Source organism: Natronococcus pandeyae, assembly GCF_008122205.1.
Lineage (GTDB): Archaea > Halobacteriota > Halobacteria > Halobacteriales > Natrialbaceae > Natronococcus > Natronococcus pandeyae.
The window spans coordinates 72449-96879 of record NZ_PHNJ01000017.1 but is presented as its reverse complement, the minus strand read 5'-3'; the positions used below and the strand labels follow the sequence as shown (position 1 = coordinate 96879).

The following is a 24431-nucleotide window of genomic DNA, read 5'->3' as shown; positions in this document are numbered from 1 at the left end:
AACGATTCTACGGGGCCAGCAGTACGCTTCGGCGGAAATAGCGGCCAGTGCTCCCCACAACTCCACCAATCCCGGTAGTAGTTTTCAACACGATGTTTATACGAAACACCTCGAAACGCTCGATGGTGTGAGCCGGCAACTGTCTCTTGCTGATACGAGAACTGACGTCGCCCGAACGGCTGTCGCTTTCACACAAACGATTTTTAGCCGGGCGTATACCGCTGTGTGGCTCTCCAGTGCGGACGAAGAGAGACTCGAACCGCTGGCTGTAAGCGAACCGATGACCTCGACGGTAGACGACAATGGAGAGTCGACAGGAGTCGATCCAATTTTTCCCGACACGGTCGAGATGGAGCTTTTCTATGACGAGCAGACGCGACTCCTCGAGAATTATCGACGAGTGGACCGGCCGGCTCATCCCGAACTGGGACTCGAGACGCGGCTCGTGATCTCACTCGGAGCGCACGGTCTGCTGACCGTTGGGTTGGTCACTGACGATACCATCGACGATTCGTTCCAGAATCTGATCAGCGTTCTCGCCCAGATCACCCAGATGGCGTTCGACCGCTTCGACACCGAAGAAGCGGTCCGATTCCGTTCGGCGGCTATGGAGTCGGTGATGGATGGAATCGGAATTACCGACGAAACGGGATCATTTCACTACGTAAACCCTGCTTTCGCCGATATTTACGGGTACAGCGATCCCGAGGAACTCATCGGAACGTCGTGGAAGACACTGTACCCGGACGATGAAGTTCGACGCTTAGAAGAAGAAATTCTTCCGGTCGTCGCTGACCAGGGACACTGGCGTGGAGAAGTTATCGGGAAACGGACGGACGGATCGCAGTTTTTTCAAGAGCACTCACTCGCGTCGTTCGACGATCAGCTGGTGTGTATCGTTCGTGACGTCACTCAACGAAAAGTGCGAGAGCAACGGCTCGAAGCACTGAACGAGGTCGCTCACGAGCTGATAAGCGCAGAGACGCACGACGAGGTGATCCGGATCGGAATCGAGGCGATCAAAGACGTATTCGACTTTGAAATCGCGTGTATCCGAACATTCGACCAGAGTGCGAACCAACTCGAGCCGGCCGCGCTTACCGACGAGGCCCGAGAGCTCTTCGAGACACGAACCGCGTACGACCTGGAAGCGACGCTCGCCGGCCGCGCGTTTAGAACCGAGGAAACGGTGGTCAACGTCATTTCCGATGACAGTCTGTCTGCGTCCACGTCGGCTTTTGATCGTTCGAGCATCCACGTTCCGATCGGATCGTACGGGGTTCTTAGCCTTCTCGTTCGCGGCAGCGAAGAGGTCACCGACAGCGATATCTCCCTCATAGAGATACTGGCGGTGGGTATCAGAGTCGCTCTCGTGCAGGCGGACCAGATACGCCTGCTTTCCACGCAAGAACGGAAGCTCTCACAGCAGTATAGCCAACTGAAGACGCTGAACCAAATCAACGACGTCAACAACGAAATCATCACCAGTCTCATTACGACGACGACCCGTGAAGAACTCGACCGAACGATCTGCGAACGTCTAGCGTCGTCGGATCTTTATCGGAGCGCCTGGATCGGCACTATCGAGAGCGTGACGGATCGTATCGAGACGACCGTTGGTGTCGGAGTTGCGGACAGCTATTTCGACGGCGTCTCCGAAACGCCCCTCTCTGAAATCGCTGACGGGATCGTCGAGCAGGCGATCGAGACGAAAGAGATACAGGTTATTCATCGGTACCAGACCGCTGTCAGCGGGACGAGTAGAGCCGAATTCGACGGAGATGTCGAGGCGATTGCGGCGGTCCCGTTGACGTACGACGACCGAACGATCGGTGTTCTCGTCATCAACAGCGTTCACGAAGACGTCTTCAGCGAGAACGCGATCGACGCCTTCCAGGTGCTCGGAAAGATTGTCGGATTCGCAAAGAACGCGCTCAAAAGTAAGGAGTTGCTCCTTTCCGAGAGCGTCATCGAACTCGAGTTCATCCTGAGCGATCCATCCGTATTCCACGTCCGGATCACGGATGAACTCGATTGCTGTAGCGAGTTCGAGCGCGCTATTCTGATCGAGAACGGACGGCTCCTCACGTACCATACGATCTCCGGCACTGACCCTGAACCGCTTCTCGAGAGAGCAGAGGAGGTGCCCGCTATCGAGAGCGCTCGAGTGGTCTCGAACCGGACCGGTAGTTTCGTTCTTCAGACTGTGACCTCGAACTCGATCGTTCAACTCGCATCCAAACTGGGAACGACGGTTCGAACCATGACGGCAGCGGAGGGCGAGGGAACGGTCGTCATCGAAGCGCCGCCGTCTGCAGACGTTCGCAAGATCGTTACGGAATTCGAGCGCGAGTACGAACCGCTCGAACTCGCCGCAAAGCGCGAGCGTGAACACTCGCAGCTGACGAAGGACAAATTCCGGGAGTCGGTCGTAAATCAGCTTACGGAGAAGCAGTACACAGCACTCGAATCCGCATACTTCGCCGGCTACTACGACTGGCCCCGAGAGATTACCGCCGAAGAACTCGCCGAATCGATGGAAATCGCACCGGCGACACTCCACCAACACCTCCGAAAGGGGAACCATCGCCTGTTATCGACCTTCTTCGATAATTTATAGCGGTCGACAGGAAGATAACTCGCGCGCAACGAGGGATGTGCATTATCCCTCGAGGTGTACGTGTATCCTCGAACCGAAGAGCCGCCGTTCCTACTCGGTGACCAGTTGGACTGCAACTCGAGGAGGACTCCGGTAAGCGTGTGTCGTTCGACGCGCGGACCAATCACTTCGTGCGGGACGGAAGAACGACCACGGAATTGGAAACGCGGATCGTCGAGCGGGATCGGACAGCCGATATCGTAGTTTCTGATACTGGGACAGCCATCCCTGTACTTAGGACGGTTTTACCCGGCGTTTTCCATTTGCTTATTAATCCCCTTGAGAGGGAACGCTTACGATTACTGTTCCAGTGATCCTGACTTTTCCCAAAGATCAATGACGGTGTGTGACAGTAATCGAAACGAGTTTCGGTGCCTGAACCACCGACTATTCAGATATTCTGGCCTGGGATTGAAATAACGCCCTTCCCCTATTAGTATAATTTCAGACGATATATATTTTACTAGCTTCTGTGTAATATGGCCAATTATAATTTTCTATATTTAGGCAGAAACTTTTAGAAATATTTAATAAATCCGGCGACACATGTACATTTGCAATGTCCGAAACCCAGACTCGGTCCGGCAGTCAAGTTGCAGAGTTCCTCAAAGACCACCCACGCATGATGGGCGTGCTGTTCACGCTCTGTCTGTTCTTGACGCAGGCAGGAAATGTGGCTGCAGCGAACGGCGGCACCATCTCGTAATTAGAGAGTTGTGACATCGATGTCGTGACTCCAACGTAGTTCTTCGTTTATCCGAACAGGGATCTCTTCTAGCTCGAAGAAACGTTGAAGTTCGTCTATCGAGAGACGGAAAGAACTGAGCGATCCCCCGCTTAAAAAGTACTCGTTGTTCGACTTAATATATGGGATAAATATAGTACCCATTCCTCGTCGTGCGGTCGGATACGTTTTAATATCAATTCCGAAATATTCCCCATCGATAGATTCGATTTCGCAGAGGTTTGCTACACCACTCTCAGTCTGGGTGATAGCGAATCCTCCGTCACCAAGAACGACGTACTGTCCTCCAAGAAGCGTTACATCGCGAGCGATCTCGTGAGCAGCATAGAGTGGGAAACCACGGTTTAGCAACCGAGCGATTGTCTGGCCCATTTTGATTGCTTCGCTGTTGACAAGGTCACCAAGCGTCGCGATCCCGCCAATGCTACCGCCTCGGATAAGATGATAACCCTGTCTGTAAGATTGGCAAGCGTTCAAAAAGAACGCATCGGCGCCAACCGACTCAACGGTAGCGGTATCGAGTTTGCCGTCTACGCATCGCATTCCTTCGTTATCGATATGGCCGATGTAGTGAAGAAAGTCGGTCGAGGTGCGAAGGATCGATCGTAGTTCGTCAACCGTGAGGTCTTGATGGATAGTGGTGTCAAATGGGAGGTCACTACGAGAACCATAAACGTTGTCGACAACATCCCGTTCAGCATTCATACTAGTCTCGACATCAACAAGGCTGCTTGACAGATCTATATCATTATAAACTATGGTAATTTCGATATCGCTCTCGGTTGGCTGCCGCCCGATCCGATTCTGATACGCTTCGAGTAATGCTTTGTTTGCACCAAGTGGTATACCGCCACCAATCCATATCTCTTCAAGCGAATCTGTTCGTTTCGGCTGAACATACGATCCAGTTGTCGTTACAGTTTGTTCATTTGATGTAGTGCTATCGTTTCGAAGATACTCGTTGATGATCGCTTTCTGTTCGTTCGGCGGCGAAATTTCGTTCCCCCGGGAGGTACGCACGACGGCGAGACGATGGGCGATAAACGGGAGCATTTCGACGTTCTTGGGATTCGGCTCGATGTGCGCGGTAACTTTCCAGTCGGGCATCTGCGGTTCGAGCACCGAAAACGGGACGTCGAAGTAGGCTTCGATCCGTTCGGCTGGCGGACAGCTGTACAACGAAGTGAGATCGTGGTCGATGCCCTCCTCTACCTTTTGACGCTCGTACAGATCCACCGGATGCATTCCCTCCGTTCGGACTACGCAATCGAGGAAGAACACCCGTTTCAGGACTCGCTCGAGCGTCTCCTCGAAACAGCGCTCCTCGGCGAGCGCGTACTCGAATCCGGTTTCGGTAACCAATCGCGGTGTGTCTGCCGGAACGAGGTCTGCGCCGAGATAGTATACCAGCGGTGCGGCCGCGTAAATCGACCGATAATCGGGCGGGATTTCGAGCCGAATACTCGCGTCTGGGGTCTCCATACCGGCCGGAATATGTAACTTCTCCCCGCGCTCGACCATCGGAGGATGACCGCGGTTCGAAGGGAACGAGCGTTCGGGGCTCTGGGTCTTGAGCGCCGACGCGAACGTCGACACGGCAGCTATCATGTCTCGCGGGTCGTCGGTCGTGGTAATGGTTGCGGCTGGCTCTTCGTGAAGCGAGCGCGCTCCGATCAACACCTCGGTCTCGTCGCTGAAATGGATATAGGTCTGCATCAAATTCGACGAAACGGTGACGGGACTGTCTACCCGGAGATAGAGCTTGATTGGGGCGGCGAGTTCGAGGCTATAGACCCCTTCGGAAAGTGTTTCCGACGCAGACTGCTCTATGCTTGTTATAAACGATCCCGCCCCGTCTCGAACGCATACTGGCACGACGGTCGGCAGTGTGATGCCCTCTGTCGCTACTGAAATAGCCGCGTCAACTGGGAACGAAAAGTGGTTTGGGGCTACTGCTTCGGGGGCGACGGTGTCAGCCGTCCAGAGAAGATATCGATTACGATCGATTCGATCGAGAACCTCGACGCCGTAGCCGCTTTTCACTGACCCAAACAACACGTCTTTCGGCAGGTCAGTTCCATCTTGTTTAGTATACGACTCGTTCGGCATACTCATTACCTACGTAAGGAACCAGCAAGGTAAATGTACTATTCTATAATAACGGATATCTATGTATAAGAAATCAATTCAATTTACTCTTCAGACAGTTCCAACTCCGGTCTCGAACTGCGGGACACGAACCCGGTATCGGCTTGCAGCGCAGAGTACGTCGAGTTTGTGGCTGATCCGCGATCGAACACGCTATCTCGAGACGTCGCGCTTCTCACTCCCGACGACGCTCTCGGCATCGTGGAGGGGGTGCGCATGACGCTCTCCCGGTGACCGCGGCTCCTCTCGAAGCGACGGAATCCCCCTTCTGGCTTTATGCGAATCGACGTGATACGTAACACTCCGAAGTGGGCGAGTCAGCGCTCGCCACCGTCCACGGAGAAGATACCATGCCACAGCACGTCCTCGTTCCAGTCGACGGCTCGGATCACGGATTCGCCGGTCTGGAGTACTGCCTCGCGTCGTTTCCCGACGCGTCACTCACCGCGCTCTCGGTCGTCGATCCCACGCACGATCACGCCGCGACCGTCGGGTCGCCCGAGTCACCGGTAGAGCGCGCGCAAAAGCGCGCCGAGCGGGTTCTCGAGAGCGCGGCCGACCGCGCTGACGAGCACAATCGCGAGCTACGGACGGTCCGTCGAACCGGCACGCCACACACCGAGATTCTCGAGGCCATTACGGAGAACGATGTCGATCACGTCTCGCTCGGGAGTCACGGCGAATCGCCCATCACGCGTCCGTTTCTCGGACACGTGAGCGAAGCGATCGTGCGTCGGTCGCCGGTTTCGACGACGATTGTCCCCGAGACGACCACGGTGATTCGCGACCGCGAACTCCCCGGCAAGATTCTGGTCCCGGTCGACGGGTCGGAACAGGCCGAAGCGGCGCTCGCGTACGCACTCGAGACGTTCCCCGACGCCTCACACACTGCGCTTCACGTCCTGACACTGCCGTTCGATCGTCCGCGGGAGGCGGTTCAGGGGACCTACCTCGAGGCGGTGCTACGCGATCACGAGGAACGCGCCGAGGGAATTCTCGAGTCGGCGGCGACGCTGGCCGACGAACTCGGGCCGACGATCGCTACTGAGACTGTGTCCGGAAAGCCGGCAGCGGAGATCGTCGACTTCGCCGAGGCGAACGGCTACGATCAGATCGTCATGGGCAGTCACGGGCGCTCGCTCGCGGACCGGCTAATCACGGGATCGGTCGCGGAACGGGTCGCCCGCCGGTCGCAGCGGACCGTTACCCTGGTTCGCGGCGCTCCCGCGTCCAACTGAGCGGCTCCCGAATCCTACGACACTCGGCAGCGGACGATTTCGACCGGCAGACGCCAAACGAACTCGTCCCGCGTCTCGACGATCTGGAATCCGGTCTCGAGCAGCGTCTCACGGACGTAGATCGGCCGGCAGTCGAGGGACGCCGGCGCCAGATCGTGGAGTCGCTCGTAGAGCCACGTGGTCGGACCGTCCCCCCGACGGGACAGCGAAACGACGCAGAGTCGCCCGTCCGGAGCGAGCACGCGTTTCCACTCCTCGAGAACGACCGAGAGCTCGGGCGTATCGAAGAGTTCGAGGACGAAACTCGCGAAGAGGGCGTCGAAGGTGTCGTCCCTGAACGGCAGGGTCGAGCCGTCACCAGCGATCACGGTACCGGGATCGAGGCCGGCGTCGGCGAGCGCCCGTCGCGAGGCGCGACACATCCCGTCGGCGAGATCGATTCCGACGGCGGTTCCGTCCGTCCCAACGGCGCTCCCGTTCGCTCCGACGGCTCGAGCGATCGCGACGAGGGCGGTCCCGGTTCCGCAGCCGACGTCGAGGACGCGCTCGCCCGGCGCAGGGGCGAGCAACTCGAGTCCCGTCGTCCGCGCCGGCGCCTCGAACGGGTCGGCGACCGTGTCGTACCAGCGACTGAGCGCGTCGTACCTGTCGCGGGCGGCTTCTTTCGGTCTGGGGACGCGGGTGATCGGTCCCGGCGGCGCGCCGGTCGTCGTCTCACTCTCCGCGCGTCGGAAGCCCGATTCGCTGTCCGTCCCCGGCGCGGGTCCGTCGGTCACTCTTCGGCTGCCTCGGCGAGTTCGAAAAGCGGGTCGAAGTCCTCGGGAAGGCCGTTGTGGGCTTTCTCGATGTTTCCGGGTGGAACGATCTCGGCGACGAGTGCGACGAGTTGCTGGGCGTGGTAGTTGGCGTCCGGCCGGTCGACGCCTTCCCGGTCGGCGACCCGATCGAGGAACTCCTGGTAGTCGAAGCGCTGTCCGTGGTCCGCCGTGGTCAGGTAGCGGTCGATCTCCATCGGGAGCGGGCTGGCGAGGTCGGTCGCTTCGCCCTCCTGGAGTCGCTCACCGAGTGTCGTCAGGACGGCCCGGGTCGCCCGGACGGCCTGGCCGAACTGTGCGTACTCGAGTCTGTGCTGGACCTGTCCGATGAATTCCTTGTAGTTCATGGTGGGATCCTCCGTCGGTGGGGTTCGGACGCTTGCCGTTCCAGCGCGTATCGGACGGCGACCGGTACGGACGTAGTGCGTACGGCCGAGTACGCGCGGACGTGAGAACGAACACGCCGGCTCGAGTAGCACGCCGGTTCGAGCGGTGTGATCGGCATCTGGCTCCGAGTCGTCAGGCGGTTCGATCGACGCGTCCGGTGGGTTTCGCGTTCGAGACGCTGCGAGATACACCCCCGGTCGAAATAAAGGTAGGCGTGGTGACAGCGACCCGCTGTCACCTTCGCCGATCAGAAGCGACGCGGCGTCACGATTCGCCCCCCTACTCCGTGAGAAGCAGGATAGGGACCATAATCGCGATTCCGAAGCCGATTCCGACCACCAGTTCGCGGCGCCCTCTGCCGGGGAGCTCCGACCCGTGATCGAGAGCTTCCGGGAAGATGTCGTGCAGGACGAGGTAGATCATCGCTCCGGCAGCGAACCCGAAGCCGAACGGCAGAAACTCGCGTGCGATCGTGACGAACACGTACGCGATTCCGGCACCGATCGGTTGTGGAATACTCGAGAAGACGGCCCAGCCGAAGATCTTCCAGTTCGGCACGCCGTAGGTGTGCAGCGGAATTGCGACGGCCAACCCTTCGGGGATGTTCTGGATGGAGATTGCGATCGTGATGAAGACGGCGAGCGCTGGAATCGCGAGTCCGCCGAGGATCAGATCGCCCTCGACGCCGAGGTCGGCGAACGCGACCCCGAGTGCGACCCCCTCGGGGAAGCTGTGGACGGTCAGCACGCCGACGATCAGGACGAGTTTCCGGAAGTCTGCGTCGGGCATCTCCCGCGGCTGGAACTCGTAATCGTTGATGAGGTGATCAGCCACGATGACCAGCGCAATCCCGACGACGAGGCCGGTACTGACCTGCGCGATCGTCCCCTCTCCGAGTCCTTCCACGATGAATCCGAACACGGACGCGAACAGCATGATTCCGCCCGCGAGTCCCCACAGTGCGACGGTCACCCGATCGCTGATCTCGTCGACGAAAAAGAACGGCAGGGTCCCGAACCCGCAGACGATCGCGGTAAACACCCCTGCAGCAACCACCAGTCCGAGTTCCTGCCCGATCATACTGTGTTTCGTCGATAGCTCGGCTTACGGCTGTTGATTTCACCACGTATGAACGCCAACTCGCGTGCCAACGAAGTCGGCGGTCCGATCGACTGTGTCGATACAGCGTTTCGAACGCTGTGAACTGGTCGATTTCGGTCCCGTTTCTCGATCATCGGGGCGGTTTCTCGACGGACCGTCGGTCAGTCTCGAGAATGGATCTCCCGGTTCTCGTTGCCGACGGTCCCGCTCGCCGGGACGACGATCACGGGGATCGACGCCTGACGGACCAGGCGGTCGGTAGTGCTTCCGAGGAGCGCGTCCGCCACTCCGTCACGCCCCGTCCGTCCGACGACGAGGAGATCGATCTCGTTCTCCTCGGCGTACGCGAGGATCGTGCTGGCGGGCCGACCGCGCCGGATCGCCCCGCGGATCTCGACGTCGCGGTCGCCGTAGGCGTCGACGATCTCGTCGACGAGTTCTTCTGTGGCTCGATCGAGTTCGGCGACTTCCGCCACGCCGAATCGCATCGGATTGGTCGTGGTATCGACGACGGAGAGCACGTGAACGGTCGCGTCGTCGGGTTCGGCGAACTGGAGCGCTCGCTCGAGCGCCGTGCCGGCGGCGTCGCTCCCATCGGTCGGGACGAGAATCGTTCGGATCGGGTCGGCGGCGTGATCGTCTGCGGACATCTTCGATCGTGAATTGACTACTGGTTGGCGAAGCGTACCGCTGTTCTGACCGGTCGAATCGCCCTCGCGAGCGGTTAGCGGACGACGACGACGGGCGTCGGCGATCGCCGGACGACTTTTTCGGCGACGCTGCCGAGCAGGATTCGCGAGATCCCCTCCCGGCCGTGGCTCCCGATGACGATCGTGTCGTACTGTTCGTCCGCTGCTTTCTCGACGATCACGTGATCCGGCTGGCCGAGTTCGAACCCGGTATCGAGCTCGCGGTCGTGCTCGGCGGCGATCTCCGTCGCTTCGTCGAGGATGTCGCGTCCTCTATCCTGGGCCTTGTCGGCGTTCGGAATCCGCTCTTCCGGATCCTCGAATGCGGCCCAGTACCCTTCGGGAGCTGGAACGACGTACAGCGCGCTTACGTTCGCATCAGGGAACGTTTCGAAGGTGTACTCGAGCGCTTTCTTCGATGGTGGCGAGCCGTCGTACGGTACGAGGATTTGCTGGCTCATGTCCGATGGTACGTTGCCTGCCAGTATAATACGCCAACACGAAAACCAGTTTCCGGGAATTCGATCCAGACACAACTTTCCGAGATCGCTACCGATAATGGAGATACCGTCCACGGGTCGTCGACAGCGACGACGATCGTGTGACGATCGTGCCCCGCTGGGTCGGGAGCACTACCGAACGCGTGCCCACGTCGTCGCGGTGGGCACTCGCGGGCGATCGGTTGGCTTCGGCCCGTTGCTGGGGAGCGCGACGGCGCGGGTCGTTCGCCGATCGAACGTTCCCGTCCTGAGAGTCACCTAAGTCGGGTGTTCGGTTTCGTCTCGACACTACTCGCTGTCCGGTTCGAAGGAGGGTGGTAGCCCCTGGTGTTTGATCCCGGTTCGATCGTCGATCCGGAACTCGTAGACCTTGATTGCGCCGGACAGGGTGGCTGTCTCGAACAGGCTCGGGCGCCACGCGTCGCTCAGGATCTCCTCGAGGTCGTCCCACTCCGATTCGGGGACGGACGCGATCGTTCCGGATAGGAGGACGCTCTCCCAGTTGTACATCGTATCGACTTTGAACACGAGGAAGCTGGCGGCGTCTGCGTCCTCGCTCAGCGTCTCTTTTCGACTCGTAGATCCGAGGAGGAACGTGAAGTAGAGACGGCTGTCGCCATCGTACCCGAACGAGAGCGGGAGGAGATAGGGACCGTTCTCCTCCGGGAGGCCGAGTACCCCCGTCTTCTGGCTGGACAGGAAGCCCTGAACTTCTCTGTCGTCCATCTCGACCAGTCCGTACTCCTGCAGTTCGTCGACTGACATGTCCTGGTAGACTCCGGCTGACACGAAAAAGGCTTACACGCGTCGCTCGCGACGAGAGTCACCGGTGTGGACGGAACGGCTCGCCGACGATCCTCTCTTTTGGCTCGCAACCGAGAGTCCCACCCTCACTTCGGAATCCGAAACTCGAGCATCGATCGAAGGTCGTCCGTCTCGGCCGCCGACTCGTCACTGGTTCGGACCTCGTACGGCTCGGGATCCTCACAGCGGTACTCCACGGCCGGCTTCCGGCACTCCGTTCGTACAAACTACTGAACATCCATGACAACAACACCCGCCAAGACACGCTCTTCGTGTGGTCGACTCCCACTTTCGATCGTCGTCTTCACCCACCCCTCGGCAGTCGCCTCCCGGTTATATATCCCCCACGACGGTATGTGATCACATGTCGTCGTCCGTATCCACTGACGACCTTGGAGAAGAACTGGTCAGCGTCTGTCGGACTGCGATCGGCGATGAACTTCGAAGCATCACGTACTTCACGGCCGATGATCACGAGCAACTCTACTTGCGCGACGATCTCGAACGCGACGCTGACATCGATAGGTTCGTCGCGAACGAACGACTCGGATTCACGTCACAGCAGACGTACGGCAACTCCGAACTCGGAGACTACGAGTTCACGATTCGCGTCTTCGAGTGGGGATACGTAACCCGGACTATCGTCGGCGAACACGGTGTCTACGTGACGACCGATCCGCTAAACATGAACGAGTTTCACGAGGTGGCAACTGCTATCAGGACCGTGCTCGAAGAAACGATACCTGATGGATCGAGTTGAAAACGCTATCACGGAGTGTAGCGGCCTGAAAAAGCGAGATTCCCCGAAACCGGTTCGATATAGTAGCCACTGAACGTCAGTGCACACCCGGTCGCACGATGGGAACGCGAACGGGGAGGAACGACCCGTGAGCGACGCAAGCGAGAACCGCGGACAGTGCGATCGGTGTGTAAACCGTTTCAGTTGGTACTATGGGTTCGTCGGTGTACCGTCAGTCTCGAGACACAGAACGGTATCCCGAGAGACCGCCCCATCGTTCTTTGGAGCGGAAGTCGAAAATAGTGTGTGAGCCGAAACGATATCACACCGACGCGACCGGTCCGGCGCCCGATCGAGTGGACACCCGCACGCGTTCTCGTCGTCGTTCTCGGCGTGATTACGAGCGGACTCCACGTTTACGCCGGATTCGTGACGGGACAGACGGAATTTCTGCTTATGGGCGCGGGCTTGTTTGCAGGAGTCATCGTCTTTTTTACGGTCTTCTGGAATCCAGTACTGTATCTGATCGGTGTAATCTACGTAACAACGTTAGTAACAGTATGGATACTCAACGGAACCCGATTGTCCGCTCTCGGGGTTGTCGACGGGATCGTTCAACTCGGTCTTATCGTAACCTTTCTCTATCTCTTTGCTATCGAAAACCGAGAACAGCCCGCATGAACGAGGGCGGAAGCGACTGCTCTTGTCGGCCCGACTGTGTTCGGAACGGCATGTGACCACGTCAACTGTCCGATTCGAACACGGTAGCGAACTCGTCAGAACGCGGTCCACCCGCCATCGACCGGAATGTTCGCGCCGGTAATGTACGACGCGTCGTCAGAGGCCAGGAACGCGGCCATGGGCGCGATCTCCTCTGGCTGTCCGTGACGATCCATCGGCGTTTTTTGCTCGAGAAAGCTGTAGAACCGTTCGGACTCCAGCAGATCTTCGGTCATCGGCGTCTCGACGAAGCCGGGGCAGATACTGTTGACGCGAACGCCCTGGTCGGCGTAGTCGATCGCGACCTGCTGGGTGAAGTTGACGACGCCGCCTTTCGCCGCGGAGTAGGAGGCGGCGCCTTTCCCGCCGACGAGCCCGTAGATGGAGCCGAGGTTGATGATACAGCCGTTCGACTCCGTGAGGTGCGGCAACGCGGCTTTCGTTCCGTGCATGACGCCGTCGAGGTTCGTCTCGAGCACCGCGTTCCACTCCTCGAGTTCCATCTCCTCGACCGACGTCTCGCTCCCGACGCCGGCATTGTTCACCATGACGTCGAGCCGACCGTACTCGTCGACGGTCTCCTCGACGAGCGACTCGACCTGGTCGAACTCGCGCACGTCACAGCGGTGGAACTGGCAGCCGAGTTCGTCGGCTACCGCCGTCCCCTGCTCTTCGTCGACGTCGGCGATGACGACCGTTGCTCCGTCCTCGATGAACCGTTCGGCGATCGCCTTTCCGATACCGATAGCGCCACCGGTAACGATCGCAATATCGTCTTCGAGCATTGTGATCGCTGGCTACACCCAGTACAAATAAAGCGATTGGCATCGGCTCGGTAATCGATACGTCTTCGCCGCGTACCAGTTAGACCGAGTACCTATTGCTGGGGGGATTAAGAGCGAAATCGTCGTAGGGACCGCCGCATGACCGTTCAGATCGCTGGCGTCGCCAGCACGCCGTTCGGCGAACACCCCGACTCGTCAACTCGAGAACTGTTCACCGACGCCGCACTCGAGGCACTCGAGGACGCCTCCCTGTCGGTACACGACGTCGAGGAACTGTACGCGGGGAACTTCATCGGCGACGTCACCGACGATCAGGGCCACGTGGGGGCGATGCTCGCTGACTACCTCGGCGCGCGACAGGCCGCCTCCATGCGAACCGAGAGCGCGTGTGCGTCGGCGAGTTCGGCCGCCCGATCGGGCGCCCAGGCGATCGGGGCCGGCGATGCCGACGTCGCGCTCGTCGGTGGCGTCGAGATGATGTCCGCGAGCGGGATCGAGGAAGTCACCGACGCGCTGGCCAACGCCGCGGACAACGAGTACGAGAACGAGGCCGGACTCACGTTTCCGGGCATCTACGCGCTGATGGCCCAGGCCTACGTGAACGAGTTCGACGCGACGCAGGAGGAACTCGCCGCCGTCGCGGTGAAGAACTACGAGAACGGCGTCTCCAACCCGATCTCCCAGCGCCAGGAGGAGACCGACGTCGAGAGCGTCCTGGACTCGCCGCCGGTCGCGACGCCGCTAAACCTGCAGGACTGCTGTCCGATCACCGACGGCGCGAGCGCGGCCGTCCTCGTCTCGGAGAGCTACGCCGAGGAACGCGGCCTCGAGACGACGGTCTCGTTCGTCGGGAGCGGCCAGGCGAGCGACTCGCTGGCGCTGCAGGACCGGCCGGACCTCGCACGAACGCGGGCCGCCGAACGGGCGGCCGAGGACGCCTACGAGCGCGCCGGCATCGGACCCGATGACGTCGACGTCGTCGAACTCCACGACTGCTTCACGATCGCGGAGATCCTCGCGATCGAGGCGCTCGGCTTCTTCGAGCGCGGACAGGGTACCCGCGGTGCGGTCGAGGGCGAGACGGCCGTCGACGGCCGGATTCCGGTCAACACCTCCGGCGGGCTGCTCGCGAAGGGCCATCCCGTCGGCGCGACGGGAGTCGCCCAGATCGTCGAGATCACGAAACAACTCGAGGGACGGCACCCGAATCAGGTCGAGGATCCGACCGTCGGTCTCACGCACACCGTGGGGGGCAGCGGCGCGAGCTGTGTCGTCAACGTGCTGCGAGGGGGTGAGTGATCGTGCAGCCGTGGTTCGTCGACTTCGCGGAGGGGATCGCCGACGGAGAGCCCGTCTACCTCGCCTGCGAGGACTGCGATCAGGTCGCGCTGCCGCCGCGAGCGGTCTGTCCGGAGTGTGGAACCCGGACGCTCGAGGAGCGACCGCTTTCGGAGACGGCGACGGTGACGTCGTCGACCCGAATCTTCAGCTCGATTCCGGCGTTCGCCGACGAGACGCCGTACACGGTGGTCATCGCGACGTTCGACGAAGGAGTCCGCCTCACCGGGCAGCTCCGGGACGCCGACGAGGTCGAACTCGGCGAGACGGTCGCGGTCGGCGTCGAGCAACGAGGTGACGACGAGTGGCTCGTCACCTTCTCGCCGACGGACTGACCGGCTACCGCCGTCGAGACCTGCCCGACCGGCGGCTGAGACTCGGCGACAGTATCGTGGTTCCCACCCCCTGAGGATCGTCACTGAACACTACCCTACCGGAAGCAACTCTCTACACGTGTCACGGTCAGAACAATACGAGCGAACCGAGCCCGAGACGGCCACCGACTGGCACTCGCGCTCGCTCGAGGACGTCTACGCAGACCTCGAAACGTCGGCGCAAGGGTTAGCGGCCGAGGAGGCCGGGGCCCGCCTCGAGCGCGAGGGGCCGAACGAGATCGAAGGAGAAGAGGGAACCTCCCCCCTTCGAATCCTCGTCGAGCAGTACACGTCGGCGCTGATCTGGGTGCTGATCGTCGCCGCGATCGTGATGGCCGGCGTCGGACACACGATCGACGCGGGGGTCATCGCGGGCATCGTCGTCTTCATCACGCTGTTCGGGTTCGTCCAGGACTACCGGGCCGAACAGAGCATTCAGGCCCTCAAGGAGATGTCGACGACGTACGCGCTGGTTCGCCGCAACGGCGAGAAGCGGGAGATCGACGCCACGAAACTCGTGCCCGGCGACGTGATCTTCGTCGAGTCGGGGGACATCGTTCCGGCCGACGCCCGCATCCTCGAGGAGTCGAACCTGAGCGTCGACGAGGCGGCGCTGACCGGGGAGAGCGTCGGCGTCTCGAAGGAGGTCGGTGAAGTCGGCGAAGACACCTCGCTCGCCGAGCGCGAGAACATGCTCTACAAGGACACCGTCGTCGAGCGCGGCTCCGGGACGGCGGTCGTCGTCGAGACCGGCCCCGAGTCCGAAATCGGCCAGATCGCGACTGCCCTCGAGGAAGCAGAAGAGCGAGAGACGCCGTTCCAGTCCGAGATGGACCGGCTGGGAAAGATCATCGCGCTCGGCGTCGTCGGCGCGGTCGCGATCATCGCGGTCGCGGAACTCGTCATCGGGGACACACCGCCACTACAGGTGTTCCTGACCGCGGTGGGGATCGCGGTCTCCGCGGTCCCGGAGGGCCTCCCTGCAGTCGTCACCCTCTCGCTCGCGCTCGGGGCGCGGCGGATGGCCGAGCAGAACGCGCTCGTCCGCCGGCTCCCGATCGTCGAGGCGCTGGGCTCGGTCGACGTCATCTGCACCGATAAGACGGGGACGCTCACCGAGGAGGAGATGACCGTCCAGCGGATCGTCGCCAACCGCGAGACCGTCGAGGTGACCGGTACCGGCTACGACACCGACGGCGAGTTCCTCCGGGACGGCGACCCCGTCGAAACTGAACGCGTCGCCGAAGTGTTGCGCTGCGGGCTGCTCTGTAACAACGTCGACGTCGGAACTCGAGAGCGCGACGAGAACGAGACCGAGGCCGCGGAATCCGGCGAGGGAGAGCGTGCGTATCTCGGGGATCCGACCGAAATCGCGCTGTTCGTCGCCGCCCAGAAGGCCGGCTTCGACCACCGGGACCTCGCCGAGGAGTACCCCCGGCTCGGCGAGGTCGAGTTCACTTCCGCGCGAAAGCGGATGACGACGGTCCACCGGACGCCGGACGGGGGGACCGCCGCCTACATGAAAGGCGCGCCGGAGACGGTCGTCGAGCGTTGTAACCGTGAACTCGTCGACGGCGAGATCGTCGCGTTGACCGAGGAGCGCCGCGCGGAGATCGAGGACAGAAACGAGGCGTTCGCCGAGGATGCGCTGCGCGTGATGGGCTTCGCCTACAGGCCCGACGTCCCGGACGATCAGACCGAGAATCCGGACGAGGACCTCGAGCGAGAGATGGTCTTCCTCGGGCTGCAGGGAATGCTCGATCCGCCCCGCCCGGAGGTGCCGGGCGCGCTCGCGGGCTGTCTCGACGCCGGAATCAACGTCGTGATGATCACCGGCGACAACGCGGTGACGGCGCGAGCCGTCGGCGAGGAGGTCGGCCTCCGCTCGACGCGGGTGATCACGGGTCCCGAACTCGAGGAGATGAGCGACGAGGAACTCGCCGAGGTCGTCGACGACGTCGACATCTTCGCGCGCACCTCGCCGGATCACAAGACGCGCATCCTGCAGACGTTACAGGCGAAGGGCCACACGGTGTCAATGACCGGCGACGGGGTCAACGACGCGCCCGCTGTGAAAAACGCCGACGTCGGCGTCGCGATGGGGATCCGCGGGACGGACGTCACCGAACAGGCGTCGGACATCGTCCTGCTCGACGACAACTTCGCGACGATCCGAGACGCCGTGCGGGGCGGCCGACGCATCTTCGACAACGTCCGCAAGTTCGTCAACTACCTGCTGTCGGGCAACGGCGGCGAGGTGACGATGATCTTTACGGGTTCGATGGTCGGTTTCGGGCTCGTCATCACGCCGATCCAGATCCTCTGGATCAACGTGGTCACCGACGGCATCCCCGCCCTGTCGATGGGCGTCGACCCGCCGGCCGAGGACATCATGGAGCGGGATCCCAGACCGCCCGAGGAGGGCGTCATCACGAAACGCATCGTGACGTCGATCGTCGGCATCGCGATCTTCATGACGGTCTGCCTGCTCCCGCTGTTCACCCTCAACTTCTTCGGCGAGCTGATCCCGGGCTACGACGTGACGGGGGCGCTGCTCGGCTGGAGTCCCGGCTACGAACCGGGCAGGGAACTCGCACAGACCATGGTGTTCACCGGGTTCGTCGTCTTCGAAATCGTCCGCATTCAGGCGATCCGGTTCCGGTACGGGCTCGGGCTGTTCTCGAACCCGTGGCTCGTGCTCGCCGTCGCCGTCGCGGTCACGCTCCAGCTACTCGTGCTCTACACCCCGACCGGCCAGCTCCTGTTCGACGTCGAACCGCTCGCCCTCGTTCACTGGGCCCAGATCGGCGTCGCCGCGGTGGTCTTCGCGCTGCTGATGGCCGTCTTCGTGAAGGTACAGGATCGGTACTTCGAGCAGTACTGAGCAGGACGCAGCTCGTCCCCGTTTCGTCGCCGGCTGTCATCGCCATTATGTCGGTGGCACCGTATGCGTCCGTATGGACGTTGGCCTCACCGTGGGCGATTCGCTCGAGCGACTGGACGACACGATCGACGGCTTCGATCTGGCCGAGCTTTCGATCGCCGAAGGGAGCGATCCCGCCGCCATCGACACGACTCGGCTCGAGACGACGCTCGGCGACGCGGACGCCGACCTCTGCGTACACCTCCCGTTCAAGCAGGTCGTCGTGACGCCGGTTTCCGAGATCAACGACGCGATCGTCGACTACCTGACGCGGCTGCTCGAGTGGGCCGGCGACGCGGGCGCACGGAAGGCGGTCCTCCATGGGACGGCACGGAACCCACACGATACGGATCTCCGGCCGCTCTTTGTCGACCAGCTCGAAGCGATCGACGCGGCCGCTTCCGACGCGGGCGTGGAACTCGTCGTCGAGAACGTCGGCCACCAGAAGCGCGGCCTGCCGCTGTCGGTGCTCGGCGATAGCGCGCGCGAGACGGGAACGGCCGTCTGCTTCGACGTCGGTCACGCGTACATGGAGGACGGAAACGACGGCATCGACCGGTTCCTCTCGGGCTACGGCGACCTCGTCTCGCACCTCCACGTCCACGACGCGCGGAGCCGGGGCGACACCCACCTGCCGATCGGCGCCGGCGAGATCGATTACGACGTCGTCGCCGACCACCTCGCCGGCTTCGATGGTACCGTGGCGGTCGAGGTCTTTACCGACGATGTCCCGCTGCTCCGGGACACGGCGGGGCGGGCGAGGGAGGTGCTCGAGGACGACAGCGCCCTGTAACACCGAACCGCATCGGACGACCCGATCCTGGCCGATCGAGATACTTCGCGTTGTAGACGTGTCTGAGCGAGTCGCTGGCCGGCTCCCCGACGCAGGTCAGCCGGACGTTCTCCACCTCGACATCCTCCTCGGAGCGGCTCTGCTAAACGCCTATCCTAATCCAGACGACACGTTCACCAGGGGAGCATCTACAGACGGGGTCCTCGAGCACGGCTCGACATCGACTCGAGGCGGCTGTGCTGACCGGACGTGAGAACGCGCCGCCGGCGTGTCACCGCAGGAGTCTTCGGGACGACTCCGAGGTGCGACACGCCGAGGCGTCCGATCACAGGTCCGGTGGATACTCGCCGGTCTTCCGGTACTCGGAGACGACTGCCGCGAACGCGGCCACGTGGAGGACGACTACCACGACGATCATCGCGAGATAGAGCAGGTGGAGCGGATCGTCCGAGGGAAACCCCATCTCCTCGTACGGACGGAGGTACGCCCGATCGTAGCCGTGGACGGCCACGAGCCAGAAGATGACGTACGTTCCGTGACTCTGGTGCCACTTCCAGGCTTTCGGCCCGAGATAGTCGTAGGCTCTGTTGTTGGACGTAAACGCCAGCACGATCGCGATGAGGACGGCTACGCTGGCACCGAACGCCCACGGACTCATGTCGACGAGGTACCCAATTACGTCCCAATCGCGGGCCCAAAAGACGAACAACACGTGGACGACGGACCAGATGGCGAACCAGATTCCGAGTTCCGACCGCCAGTTCACGGGAACGTTCCCCGAAAACCGACGCCTGATCGACGGCCTGATACGCACCAGCGGGCCGATAATCATCACGAAGAACAGTATAAAAAAGGGAACGGCGGCGACGACTCGCTGACCGCGGTATCCGACGCCCCACAACAGGACCGCCACGACGATGCTTCCGATCGCTACGCCCAGATGATGGGTGAGTTCGTTGTTGGTGTCTGCTGTCATGGTATCGTCGTGTCACGTAATTGTGACCACACGGACACCGATCGCTCAAATAAAGCTATTGCTGGTAGGTGCCCTATACGACGCGATCACGCAGTTCGTCGAGGTGTTTTGCCCCGTATACGAGCTTGAGCGAATCGCTCGCTGGCGTCGCAACGCAGGTCAGCCGGAAGCCCTTTTCTTCCACCTCTTCCTCCGAAAGGCTCCGCTGGACGTCCATCTCGAGGTCTCCCTCGAGCAGCACCGCGGTACAGTTCACGCAGCCGCCGGCCCGGCAGTGAAACGGCCAGTCGTGGCCGGCAGCCTCGGCCGCATCCAGTACGTACTCGTCACGTGCTACCTCGAACGTGCCGTGGGCTTCCGCGTCGAGGTCGGCTTCTGCAGCACGCTCGAGGAGATCGTCGTCCTCGAGCGACCAGCCCCGTTCGTCGACGACCTGGTAATCGAGGTATTCGACCGTCGCAGTCTCTGCCCGGGGCGCGCTGATACCGATCACCGGGACGCCGGCGAAGCGGACGACGCGTTCGGTCGTGCTCCCGAGGAGGTAGCGCCGCAGGCCGGTCTCGCCGTGAGTTCCCATCACGATGCAGTCGGCGTCGCGTTCTGCCGCCGCTGCGAGGATCTGCTGGTCGACCCTGCCGCCGGGGACCGAGACGTCGACCCGGTCTAGCTCCGAGTCGCGAACGCGTGCCACGGCATCGTCGACGGCCTCGAGCCCGATCTCGTCGCCATCGTCCGGACTCGAGACGTCGACGGTCGTCGATTCGTCGTCGAGCGGCGTCTCGTCGGCGACGTGAACGAGGTGGAGCCGCCCGCCGGTCTCGACCGCGAGATCGATGGCGTGCTCGAGCGCGGTCGTCGCGCTGCGACTGCCGTCGGTCGGAACCAGGAGTCGCTCGACGTCGGCCTCGAGGGCGGTCTCCTCGTGGACGGTCGCGACCGGAACGGACGACTCCCGCAACGTTCGCTGGGCGACGCTCCCCACGATGAACCGATCGAGACCGCTCCGGCCGTGGGTTCCCATCACGACGAGGTCCGCGTCACAGCCGTCTGCGGCGTCGAGTATTTCTTGGTGGATCGGCGCGTCCTGGTCGCGGTGCTCCGTCGTCACCTCGAGATCTCGTTTCGCTGCGCGGTCGGCGAACGCGTCGACGGCCTGTTCTCCGTCATCGTCGTTGCCGCCGATGAGTCCCTCGTCTTCGGCCACGTGAACCGCGTGAAGCGTCGCACCGAACCGGTCTGCGAGTTCGATCGCGTACTCGCCTGCGCGCTCTGCGACTGCACTCCCGTCTGTCGGCACGAGGATCGTGTCGTACATCTCGGTTGACCTTCTTCCACACCCGTTCGGAAGTAGTTCTAGTGTCTTTCCGGACCGGCTCCGGGATCGGCTGTCCCACCGACGGGTGATACACCCCCGGATTAATACTCACGGTTCGCGTAGGGTACCCTCGTCAGCAACGCCGATCCCCGCGGTCTAGCACGGAAACTCGAGGTAGACGGGATAACGATGTCAGAACATGGTTACGGGACGAGTATGACCGACGACGAACTCGAGGCGTTCCTGTACGGACGCGGAACCGGCGTTCTCTCGCTTTCCCAGGGGGGCCACTCCTACGGAATCCCGGTGTCGTACGGGTACGACAGCGACCACGGCCGGTTCGTTCTCGATCTCGGCTTCGGCCCGGAAAGCAAGAAACGATCGTTCCTGGAGACGACGGAGCGAAGCTGTCTGACGGTCTACGAGTGGACCGCTCCCACCGACTGGCGGAGCGTGGTCGCGACCGGAGAACTCGACGAACTGAGCGATGGAATCGATCACGACCTCGAGGAACTCTACTACGAGTACGCGAAAGACGTCGAGATCTCGGTGTTCGACCATCCGCCCGAGGAGGTCGAACTGCAGTGGTACACGCTCGAAATCGACGAACTAACCGGTAGATCCTCGAGATAGCAGTCGCCCAACCTGCTGACAGAGTGCGGTTACACGCCCCAGAAGGCGGCGATCCCCAGCGACGTGACGACCGCCAGGAGCAACTGGAGTGGGAGGCCGACGCGGATGAAGTCCGTGAACTCGTAGCCGCCGCGACCGTACACCATGAGATTCGTCTGGTAGCCGACCGGGGTCATGAGCGCCGTGCTCGCGGCGAAGGTCACGACCAGGACGAACGAGAACGGTTCCGACCCGATCTCGGTGGCGACGTCGACCGCGATCGGCACCATCAGGGCGACGCTCGCGAGGTTAGTGATGACTTCGGTGATGATCGCCGTGAGCATGTAGAACGCCATCACGAAGACGAGTAGCGGGACGACGTCCGCTAACGGCGTTATCTGGTAGGCGAGGTATTCGGCGGCGCCGGTCGCTTCCATCGAGATTCCGAGCGGGATCACGCCGGCGAGCAGGAAGATGACCTGCCAGTCGATCGAGTCGTACACCTCTTCGGGTTTCACGCAGCCCGAGATCACCATCCCCGCCATTCCCGCGAGCGCCGTGACGACGATCGGGAGAACGCCGAGTGCGGCCACGATCACGACGGACGCGACGATCCCGACGGCGATCGGTATCTTCGACCGGCGATAGTCGGGTCGTTCGACTTCCTGGGCCAGGACGAAGTTCGGGTCGGTCATGAGTTGTTCGCGGGCTTCGCTCGCCGCCTGCACCAGCAACGTGTCTCCGCCGCGCAACACCGTCGTCGAGAGTCGCTGCTCCAGGAGCTCTCCCTGGCGACGAATCGCGAGTATCGGGCTATCGAATCGCCGCCCGAACTCGTTTGCGGTCATCGATTCGCCCGCTATCGCCGACTCCGGAACGACGATGACTTCAACGAGCGTCCGGTCGCCTTCCACGGCCGGGTTCGACTCTTCCGCGATGGGTTCGGCCGCGAACTCGAGGCCCGGAACGGTGGTGACCTCGAGCAGCGTTCGTCGGCTCGAGCGAAGCAGCAGCCGGTCCCCGGCCCGGACGGTCCTGTCCTCGAGATCCCGGTGGATGATCTTCCCTCGGCGGAGGATGCGGAGTATCTCGAGGTCTCGGCCGATCCGGTTCTCGATCTCGCCGACGGTAGCGCCGACGAACGGGGAGTCCGCAGTGACCCGAATCGTGGAGACGTACTCCCGCAGCTGGAACTGGTCGGCGAGGTCCGTGTCCAGGTCGATCCGTTCGGGGATGAGACGGTGCCCGATCGTCAATAGGTAGATCGCCCCGGTTATCAGCACGAGAATCCCGAGCTGCGTGAACTCGAACATCGTGAACGAACGGTCGATGATACGGCCGGAGATGTCGCTCGCGAGGAGGTTCGGCGACGTGCCGATGAGCGTGAGCATCCCTCCGAGCATGGCTGCATACGAGAGCGGAATGAGAAGCTTCGACGGGGACGTGTTCGTTCGTTCGGCGATGTCGGTCACCATCGGGATCAACATGGCGACCACCGGCGTGTTGTTGATGAAGCCCGCAGTACTCCCGGCGAGGCCGATCGTCGCGGCTAGCTGTTTTCGCTCGTCGTCTCCCGTTAGCGAGATCAGCCAGTCCCCGAGAATGCGGATCGCGCCGGTCCGCTGGATCCCGTCGCTCAGGACGAACATCGCGAGAACCGTCAGCGTCGCCTGGTTTGCGAATCCAGAGAGGCCGAGCTCCGGGGTGACCTGCGTCCAGGGCTCGAGCGCGACGAGGACGACGAGGATCGATATGGCGGCGATATCGATCGGGATCGGCTCGAAGACGAACAGGACGAGCGTCACGAACAGAATCGCGAAGACGACGAGCATGTCCGTCTCGACCGGGGGTGCTGCCGCCAACGAGACGTCCATACCGTCCTCGTCTACCGAATCGGACATGAAGCTGTCCAGATTCAGAGATCGAGGGAGTTCCGTCCCGCCGAGACGAGCGCTCGCCGAGTCGCTTAATCATCGTGAGACCGTATGCCAATATATGAGCTTCCTGAACTGGCAGTGCCGGCTGTACGGCCACGACTGGCACCACCCGTGGGACCACGAGGTCGTCGTCACGGAGGCGGTCGGTCCGGTCTACCCGCTCCGGTGCGTCCGCTGTGCCGACGTACAACTCCTCGACCGCGAGGGAACTAGCTGGCACCCCGACGACGAGGACGGACCGTCGATCCACGAGCAGGCCCTCGAGTTCGACGCGAAAGAGGAGTCGCCACGTCGGTACTGAACCGTCGCGTCACCGGACGATCATGACGGGGACCGGTGCTCGTTTGACTACGGTCTCCGCGACGCTGCCCAGCAGGAACCGTTCGGCGCCGGTTCGACAGTGACTACCCATCACGATCCGGTCGACGTCGTGCTCCTCGGCATACTCGAGGATGACGTCGTCGGGTTCGCCGAACTCGAGGACGGTCTCGACGCTCCGGTCGTGTTCCGCCGCGATCTCCCGCGCGTCGTCGAAGACCGCCTGGGCCTTCGATTCCGCTTTCTCGTGCCACTCGCGCCAGTACTCCGGCGACACCGACCCCGGAGGGGAGCCGTCGTCGAACGTCGGCCGCATGACGTCGATGAGACTGAGACCCGAGCCGATCGGATCCATGACGTGACAGACGACGACGTCGGCGTCCGGGTAGTCGGTCAGCGCCGTCTCGAGCGCCTTCATCGAGAGCGGTGATCCTTCCGTCGGGACTAGGACGGTCCGCGTCATACGTCCTGTACCTCGGGTTCGAGCAAATAGCCACCGGGCGTTCGTGCAAACG

The 24431-nt window shown here is 61.9% G+C and carries 22 protein-coding genes; 10 read left to right on the top strand and 12 right to left on the bottom strand.

Annotated features, from left to right (window positions below; all coding sequences use genetic code 11):
• Window positions 1-349: 349 nt before the first annotated feature.
• Both CV102_RS22115 and CV102_RS26235 read left to right on the top strand, forming a co-directional pair.
• Window positions 350-2620, top strand: a complete 2271-nt coding sequence (locus tag CV102_RS22115) for a bacterio-opsin activator domain-containing protein (protein WP_233710778.1) — start codon at window positions 350-352, stop codon at window positions 2618-2620.
• 598 nt (window positions 2621-3218) lie between these two features.
• Window positions 3219-3365 (top strand): DUF7503 family protein, encoded by a 147-nt coding sequence (locus tag CV102_RS26235; protein ID WP_187433074.1) that lies wholly within the window; start codon window positions 3219-3221, stop codon window positions 3363-3365.
• Here the strand turns inward: CV102_RS26235 and CV102_RS22110 are convergent, their stop codons facing one another.
• The gene (locus tag CV102_RS22110) at window positions 3366-5519 is read right to left on the bottom strand and encodes a hypothetical protein (RefSeq protein WP_222863725.1); all 2154 of its coding nucleotides are present in this window, start codon (window positions 5517-5519) and stop codon (window positions 3366-3368) included. It abuts the gene before it with no gap.
• Window positions 5520-5902: 383 nt separating this feature from the next.
• Between CV102_RS22110 and CV102_RS22105 the strand changes: the two genes are divergently transcribed.
• A complete protein-coding gene (locus tag CV102_RS22105; RefSeq protein WP_148860189.1) occupies window positions 5903-6790 on the top strand; it encodes a universal stress protein in 888 nt (295 codons plus the stop codon).
• Between the two features lie 14 nt (window positions 6791-6804).
• Here CV102_RS22105 and CV102_RS22100 read toward each other — a convergent pair whose 3' ends face one another.
• The 6 genes from CV102_RS22100 to CV102_RS22070 form a co-directional block, all read right to left on the bottom strand.
• Complete coding sequence (locus CV102_RS22100; RefSeq protein ID WP_148860188.1) at window positions 6805-7566, bottom strand: class I SAM-dependent methyltransferase; 762 nt, start codon at window positions 7564-7566, stop codon at window positions 6805-6807.
• Complete coding sequence (locus CV102_RS22095; RefSeq protein WP_148860187.1) at window positions 7563-7952, bottom strand: DUF2267 domain-containing protein; 390 nt, start codon at window positions 7950-7952, stop codon at window positions 7563-7565. Before CV102_RS22095 ends, CV102_RS22100 begins: the two co-directional genes overlap by 4 nt.
• Before the next feature lie 319 nt (window positions 7953-8271).
• Window positions 8272-9072, bottom strand: coding sequence for a ZIP family metal transporter (locus CV102_RS22090; RefSeq protein WP_148860186.1), 801 nt, complete (start codon window positions 9070-9072; stop codon window positions 8272-8274).
• A gap of 182 nt (window positions 9073-9254) precedes the next feature.
• On the bottom strand, window positions 9255-9743 hold the full coding sequence (locus tag CV102_RS22085; RefSeq protein WP_148860185.1) for a universal stress protein: 489 nt from the start codon (window positions 9741-9743) through the stop codon (window positions 9255-9257).
• A 74-nt stretch (window positions 9744-9817) separates the two neighbouring features.
• A complete protein-coding gene (locus CV102_RS22080; protein ID WP_148860184.1) occupies window positions 9818-10243 on the bottom strand; it encodes a universal stress protein in 426 nt (141 codons plus the stop codon).
• Between the two features lie 327 nt (window positions 10244-10570).
• Window positions 10571-11047 (bottom strand): pyridoxamine 5'-phosphate oxidase family protein, encoded by a 477-nt coding sequence (locus CV102_RS22070; RefSeq protein ID WP_148860183.1) that lies wholly within the window; start codon window positions 11045-11047, stop codon window positions 10571-10573.
• Window positions 11048-11450: 403 nt separating this feature from the next.
• On the opposite strand from CV102_RS22070, the gene CV102_RS22065 reads away from it, so the two are divergent.
• Entirely contained in the window at window positions 11451-11846 is a 396-nt protein-coding gene (locus tag CV102_RS22065; protein ID WP_148860182.1) for a DUF7522 family protein, read from the top strand.
• Between the two features lie 755 nt (window positions 11847-12601).
• Here the strand turns inward: CV102_RS22065 and CV102_RS22060 are convergent.
• Entirely contained in the window at window positions 12602-13330 is a 729-nt protein-coding gene (locus CV102_RS22060) for an SDR family NAD(P)-dependent oxidoreductase (RefSeq protein ID WP_148860181.1), read from the bottom strand.
• 138 nt (window positions 13331-13468) lie between these two features.
• Between CV102_RS22060 and CV102_RS22055 the strand changes: the two genes are divergently transcribed.
• The 4 genes from CV102_RS22055 (at window position 13469) to CV102_RS22040 (ending at window position 18758) form a co-directional block, all read left to right on the top strand.
• Window positions 13469-14629 carry a thiolase domain-containing protein gene (locus CV102_RS22055; RefSeq protein WP_148860180.1) on the top strand — a complete coding sequence of 387 codons (1161 nt, stop codon included), beginning with the start codon at window positions 13469-13471 and terminating at the stop codon, window positions 14627-14629.
• A 2-nt stretch (window positions 14630-14631) separates the two neighbouring features.
• Window positions 14632-15003 (top strand): Zn-ribbon domain-containing OB-fold protein, encoded by a 372-nt coding sequence (locus CV102_RS22050; RefSeq protein WP_148860203.1) that lies wholly within the window; start codon window positions 14632-14634, stop codon window positions 15001-15003.
• Window positions 15004-15121: 118 nt separating this feature from the next.
• Complete coding sequence (locus CV102_RS22045) at window positions 15122-17926, top strand: cation-translocating P-type ATPase (protein ID WP_148860179.1); 2805 nt, start codon at window positions 15122-15124, stop codon at window positions 17924-17926.
• Between the two features lie 73 nt (window positions 17927-17999).
• Complete coding sequence (locus CV102_RS22040; RefSeq protein ID WP_148860178.1) at window positions 18000-18758, top strand: sugar phosphate isomerase/epimerase family protein; 759 nt, start codon at window positions 18000-18002, stop codon at window positions 18756-18758.
• A 325-nt stretch (window positions 18759-19083) separates the two neighbouring features.
• Here CV102_RS22040 and CV102_RS22035 read toward each other — a convergent pair whose 3' ends face one another.
• Window positions 19084-19734 carry a hypothetical protein gene (locus CV102_RS22035; protein ID WP_148860177.1) on the bottom strand — a complete coding sequence of 217 codons (651 nt, stop codon included), beginning with the start codon at window positions 19732-19734 and terminating at the stop codon, window positions 19084-19086.
• A 73-nt stretch (window positions 19735-19807) separates the two neighbouring features.
• Complete coding sequence (fer, locus tag CV102_RS26825; protein WP_148860176.1) at window positions 19808-21049, bottom strand: ferredoxin Fer; 1242 nt, start codon at window positions 21047-21049, stop codon at window positions 19808-19810.
• Between the two features lie 216 nt (window positions 21050-21265).
• Here fer and CV102_RS22025 point away from each other — a divergent pair, with 216 nt between their 5' ends.
• A complete protein-coding gene (locus CV102_RS22025; RefSeq protein ID WP_148860175.1) occupies window positions 21266-21682 on the top strand; it encodes a pyridoxamine 5'-phosphate oxidase family protein in 417 nt (138 codons plus the stop codon).
• Between the two features lie 29 nt (window positions 21683-21711).
• Here CV102_RS22025 and CV102_RS22020 read toward each other — a convergent pair whose 3' ends face one another.
• Window positions 21712-23535 carry an SLC13 family permease gene (locus CV102_RS22020; RefSeq protein ID WP_148860202.1) on the bottom strand — a complete coding sequence of 608 codons (1824 nt, stop codon included), beginning with the start codon at window positions 23533-23535 and terminating at the stop codon, window positions 21712-21714.
• A gap of 121 nt (window positions 23536-23656) precedes the next feature.
• On the opposite strand from CV102_RS22020, the gene CV102_RS22015 reads away from it, so the two are divergent.
• Window positions 23657-23899 carry a hypothetical protein gene (locus CV102_RS22015; protein WP_148860174.1) on the top strand — a complete coding sequence of 81 codons (243 nt, stop codon included), beginning with the start codon at window positions 23657-23659 and terminating at the stop codon, window positions 23897-23899.
• A gap of 9 nt (window positions 23900-23908) precedes the next feature.
• On the opposite strand, the gene CV102_RS22010 is transcribed toward CV102_RS22015, so the two are convergent.
• Window positions 23909-24379, bottom strand: a complete 471-nt coding sequence (locus CV102_RS22010) for a universal stress protein (RefSeq protein WP_148860173.1) — start codon at window positions 24377-24379, stop codon at window positions 23909-23911.
• Window positions 24380-24431 lie beyond the last annotated feature (52 nt).

Bases quoted from the DNA above. Each gene is read 5' to 3' on its own strand.
- CV102_RS22010 (WP_148860173.1), bottom strand. From the start codon at position 24,379: ATGACGCGGACCGTCCTAGTCCCGACGGAAGGATCACCGCTCTCGATG.
- CV102_RS22095 (WP_148860187.1), bottom strand. From the start codon at position 7,952: ATGAACTACAAGGAATTCATCGGACAGGTCCAGCACAGACTCGAGTAC.
- CV102_RS22055 (WP_148860180.1), top strand. From the start codon at position 13,469: ATGACCGTTCAGATCGCTGGCGTCGCCAGCACGCCGTTCGGCGAACAC.
- CV102_RS22085 (WP_148860185.1), bottom strand. From the start codon at position 9,743: ATGTCCGCAGACGATCACGCCGCCGACCCGATCCGAACGATTCTCGTC.
- CV102_RS22040 (WP_148860178.1), top strand. From the start codon at position 18,000: ATGGACGTTGGCCTCACCGTGGGCGATTCGCTCGAGCGACTGGACGAC.
- CV102_RS22070 (WP_148860183.1), bottom strand. From the start codon at position 11,047: ATGTCAGTCGACGAACTGCAGGAGTACGGACTGGTCGAGATGGACGAC.
- CV102_RS22065 (WP_148860182.1), top strand. From the start codon at position 11,451: ATGTCGTCGTCCGTATCCACTGACGACCTTGGAGAAGAACTGGTCAGC.
- CV102_RS22090 (WP_148860186.1), bottom strand. From the start codon at position 9,072: ATGATCGGGCAGGAACTCGGACTGGTGGTTGCTGCAGGGGTGTTTACC.
- CV102_RS22025 (WP_148860175.1), top strand. From the start codon at position 21,266: ATGACCGACGACGAACTCGAGGCGTTCCTGTACGGACGCGGAACCGGC.
- CV102_RS22110 (WP_222863725.1), bottom strand. From the start codon at position 5,519: ATGAGTATGCCGAACGAGTCGTATACTAAACAAGATGGAACTGACCTG.
- CV102_RS22060 (WP_148860181.1), bottom strand. From the start codon at position 13,330: ATGCTCGAAGACGATATTGCGATCGTTACCGGTGGCGCTATCGGTATC.
- CV102_RS22105 (WP_148860189.1), top strand. From the start codon at position 5,903: ATGCCACAGCACGTCCTCGTTCCAGTCGACGGCTCGGATCACGGATTC.
- fer (WP_148860176.1), bottom strand. From the start codon at position 21,049: ATGTACGACACGATCCTCGTGCCGACAGACGGGAGTGCAGTCGCAGAG.
- CV102_RS22020 (WP_148860202.1), bottom strand. From the start codon at position 23,535: ATGGACGTCTCGTTGGCGGCAGCACCCCCGGTCGAGACGGACATGCTC.
- CV102_RS26235 (WP_187433074.1), top strand. From the start codon at position 3,219: ATGTCCGAAACCCAGACTCGGTCCGGCAGTCAAGTTGCAGAGTTCCTC.
- CV102_RS22080 (WP_148860184.1), bottom strand. From the start codon at position 10,243: ATGAGCCAGCAAATCCTCGTACCGTACGACGGCTCGCCACCATCGAAG.
- CV102_RS22015 (WP_148860174.1), top strand. From the start codon at position 23,657: ATGAGCTTCCTGAACTGGCAGTGCCGGCTGTACGGCCACGACTGGCAC.
- CV102_RS22035 (WP_148860177.1), bottom strand. From the start codon at position 19,734: ATGACAGCAGACACCAACAACGAACTCACCCATCATCTGGGCGTAGCG.
- CV102_RS22115 (WP_233710778.1), top strand. From the start codon at position 350: ATGGAGCTTTTCTATGACGAGCAGACGCGACTCCTCGAGAATTATCGA.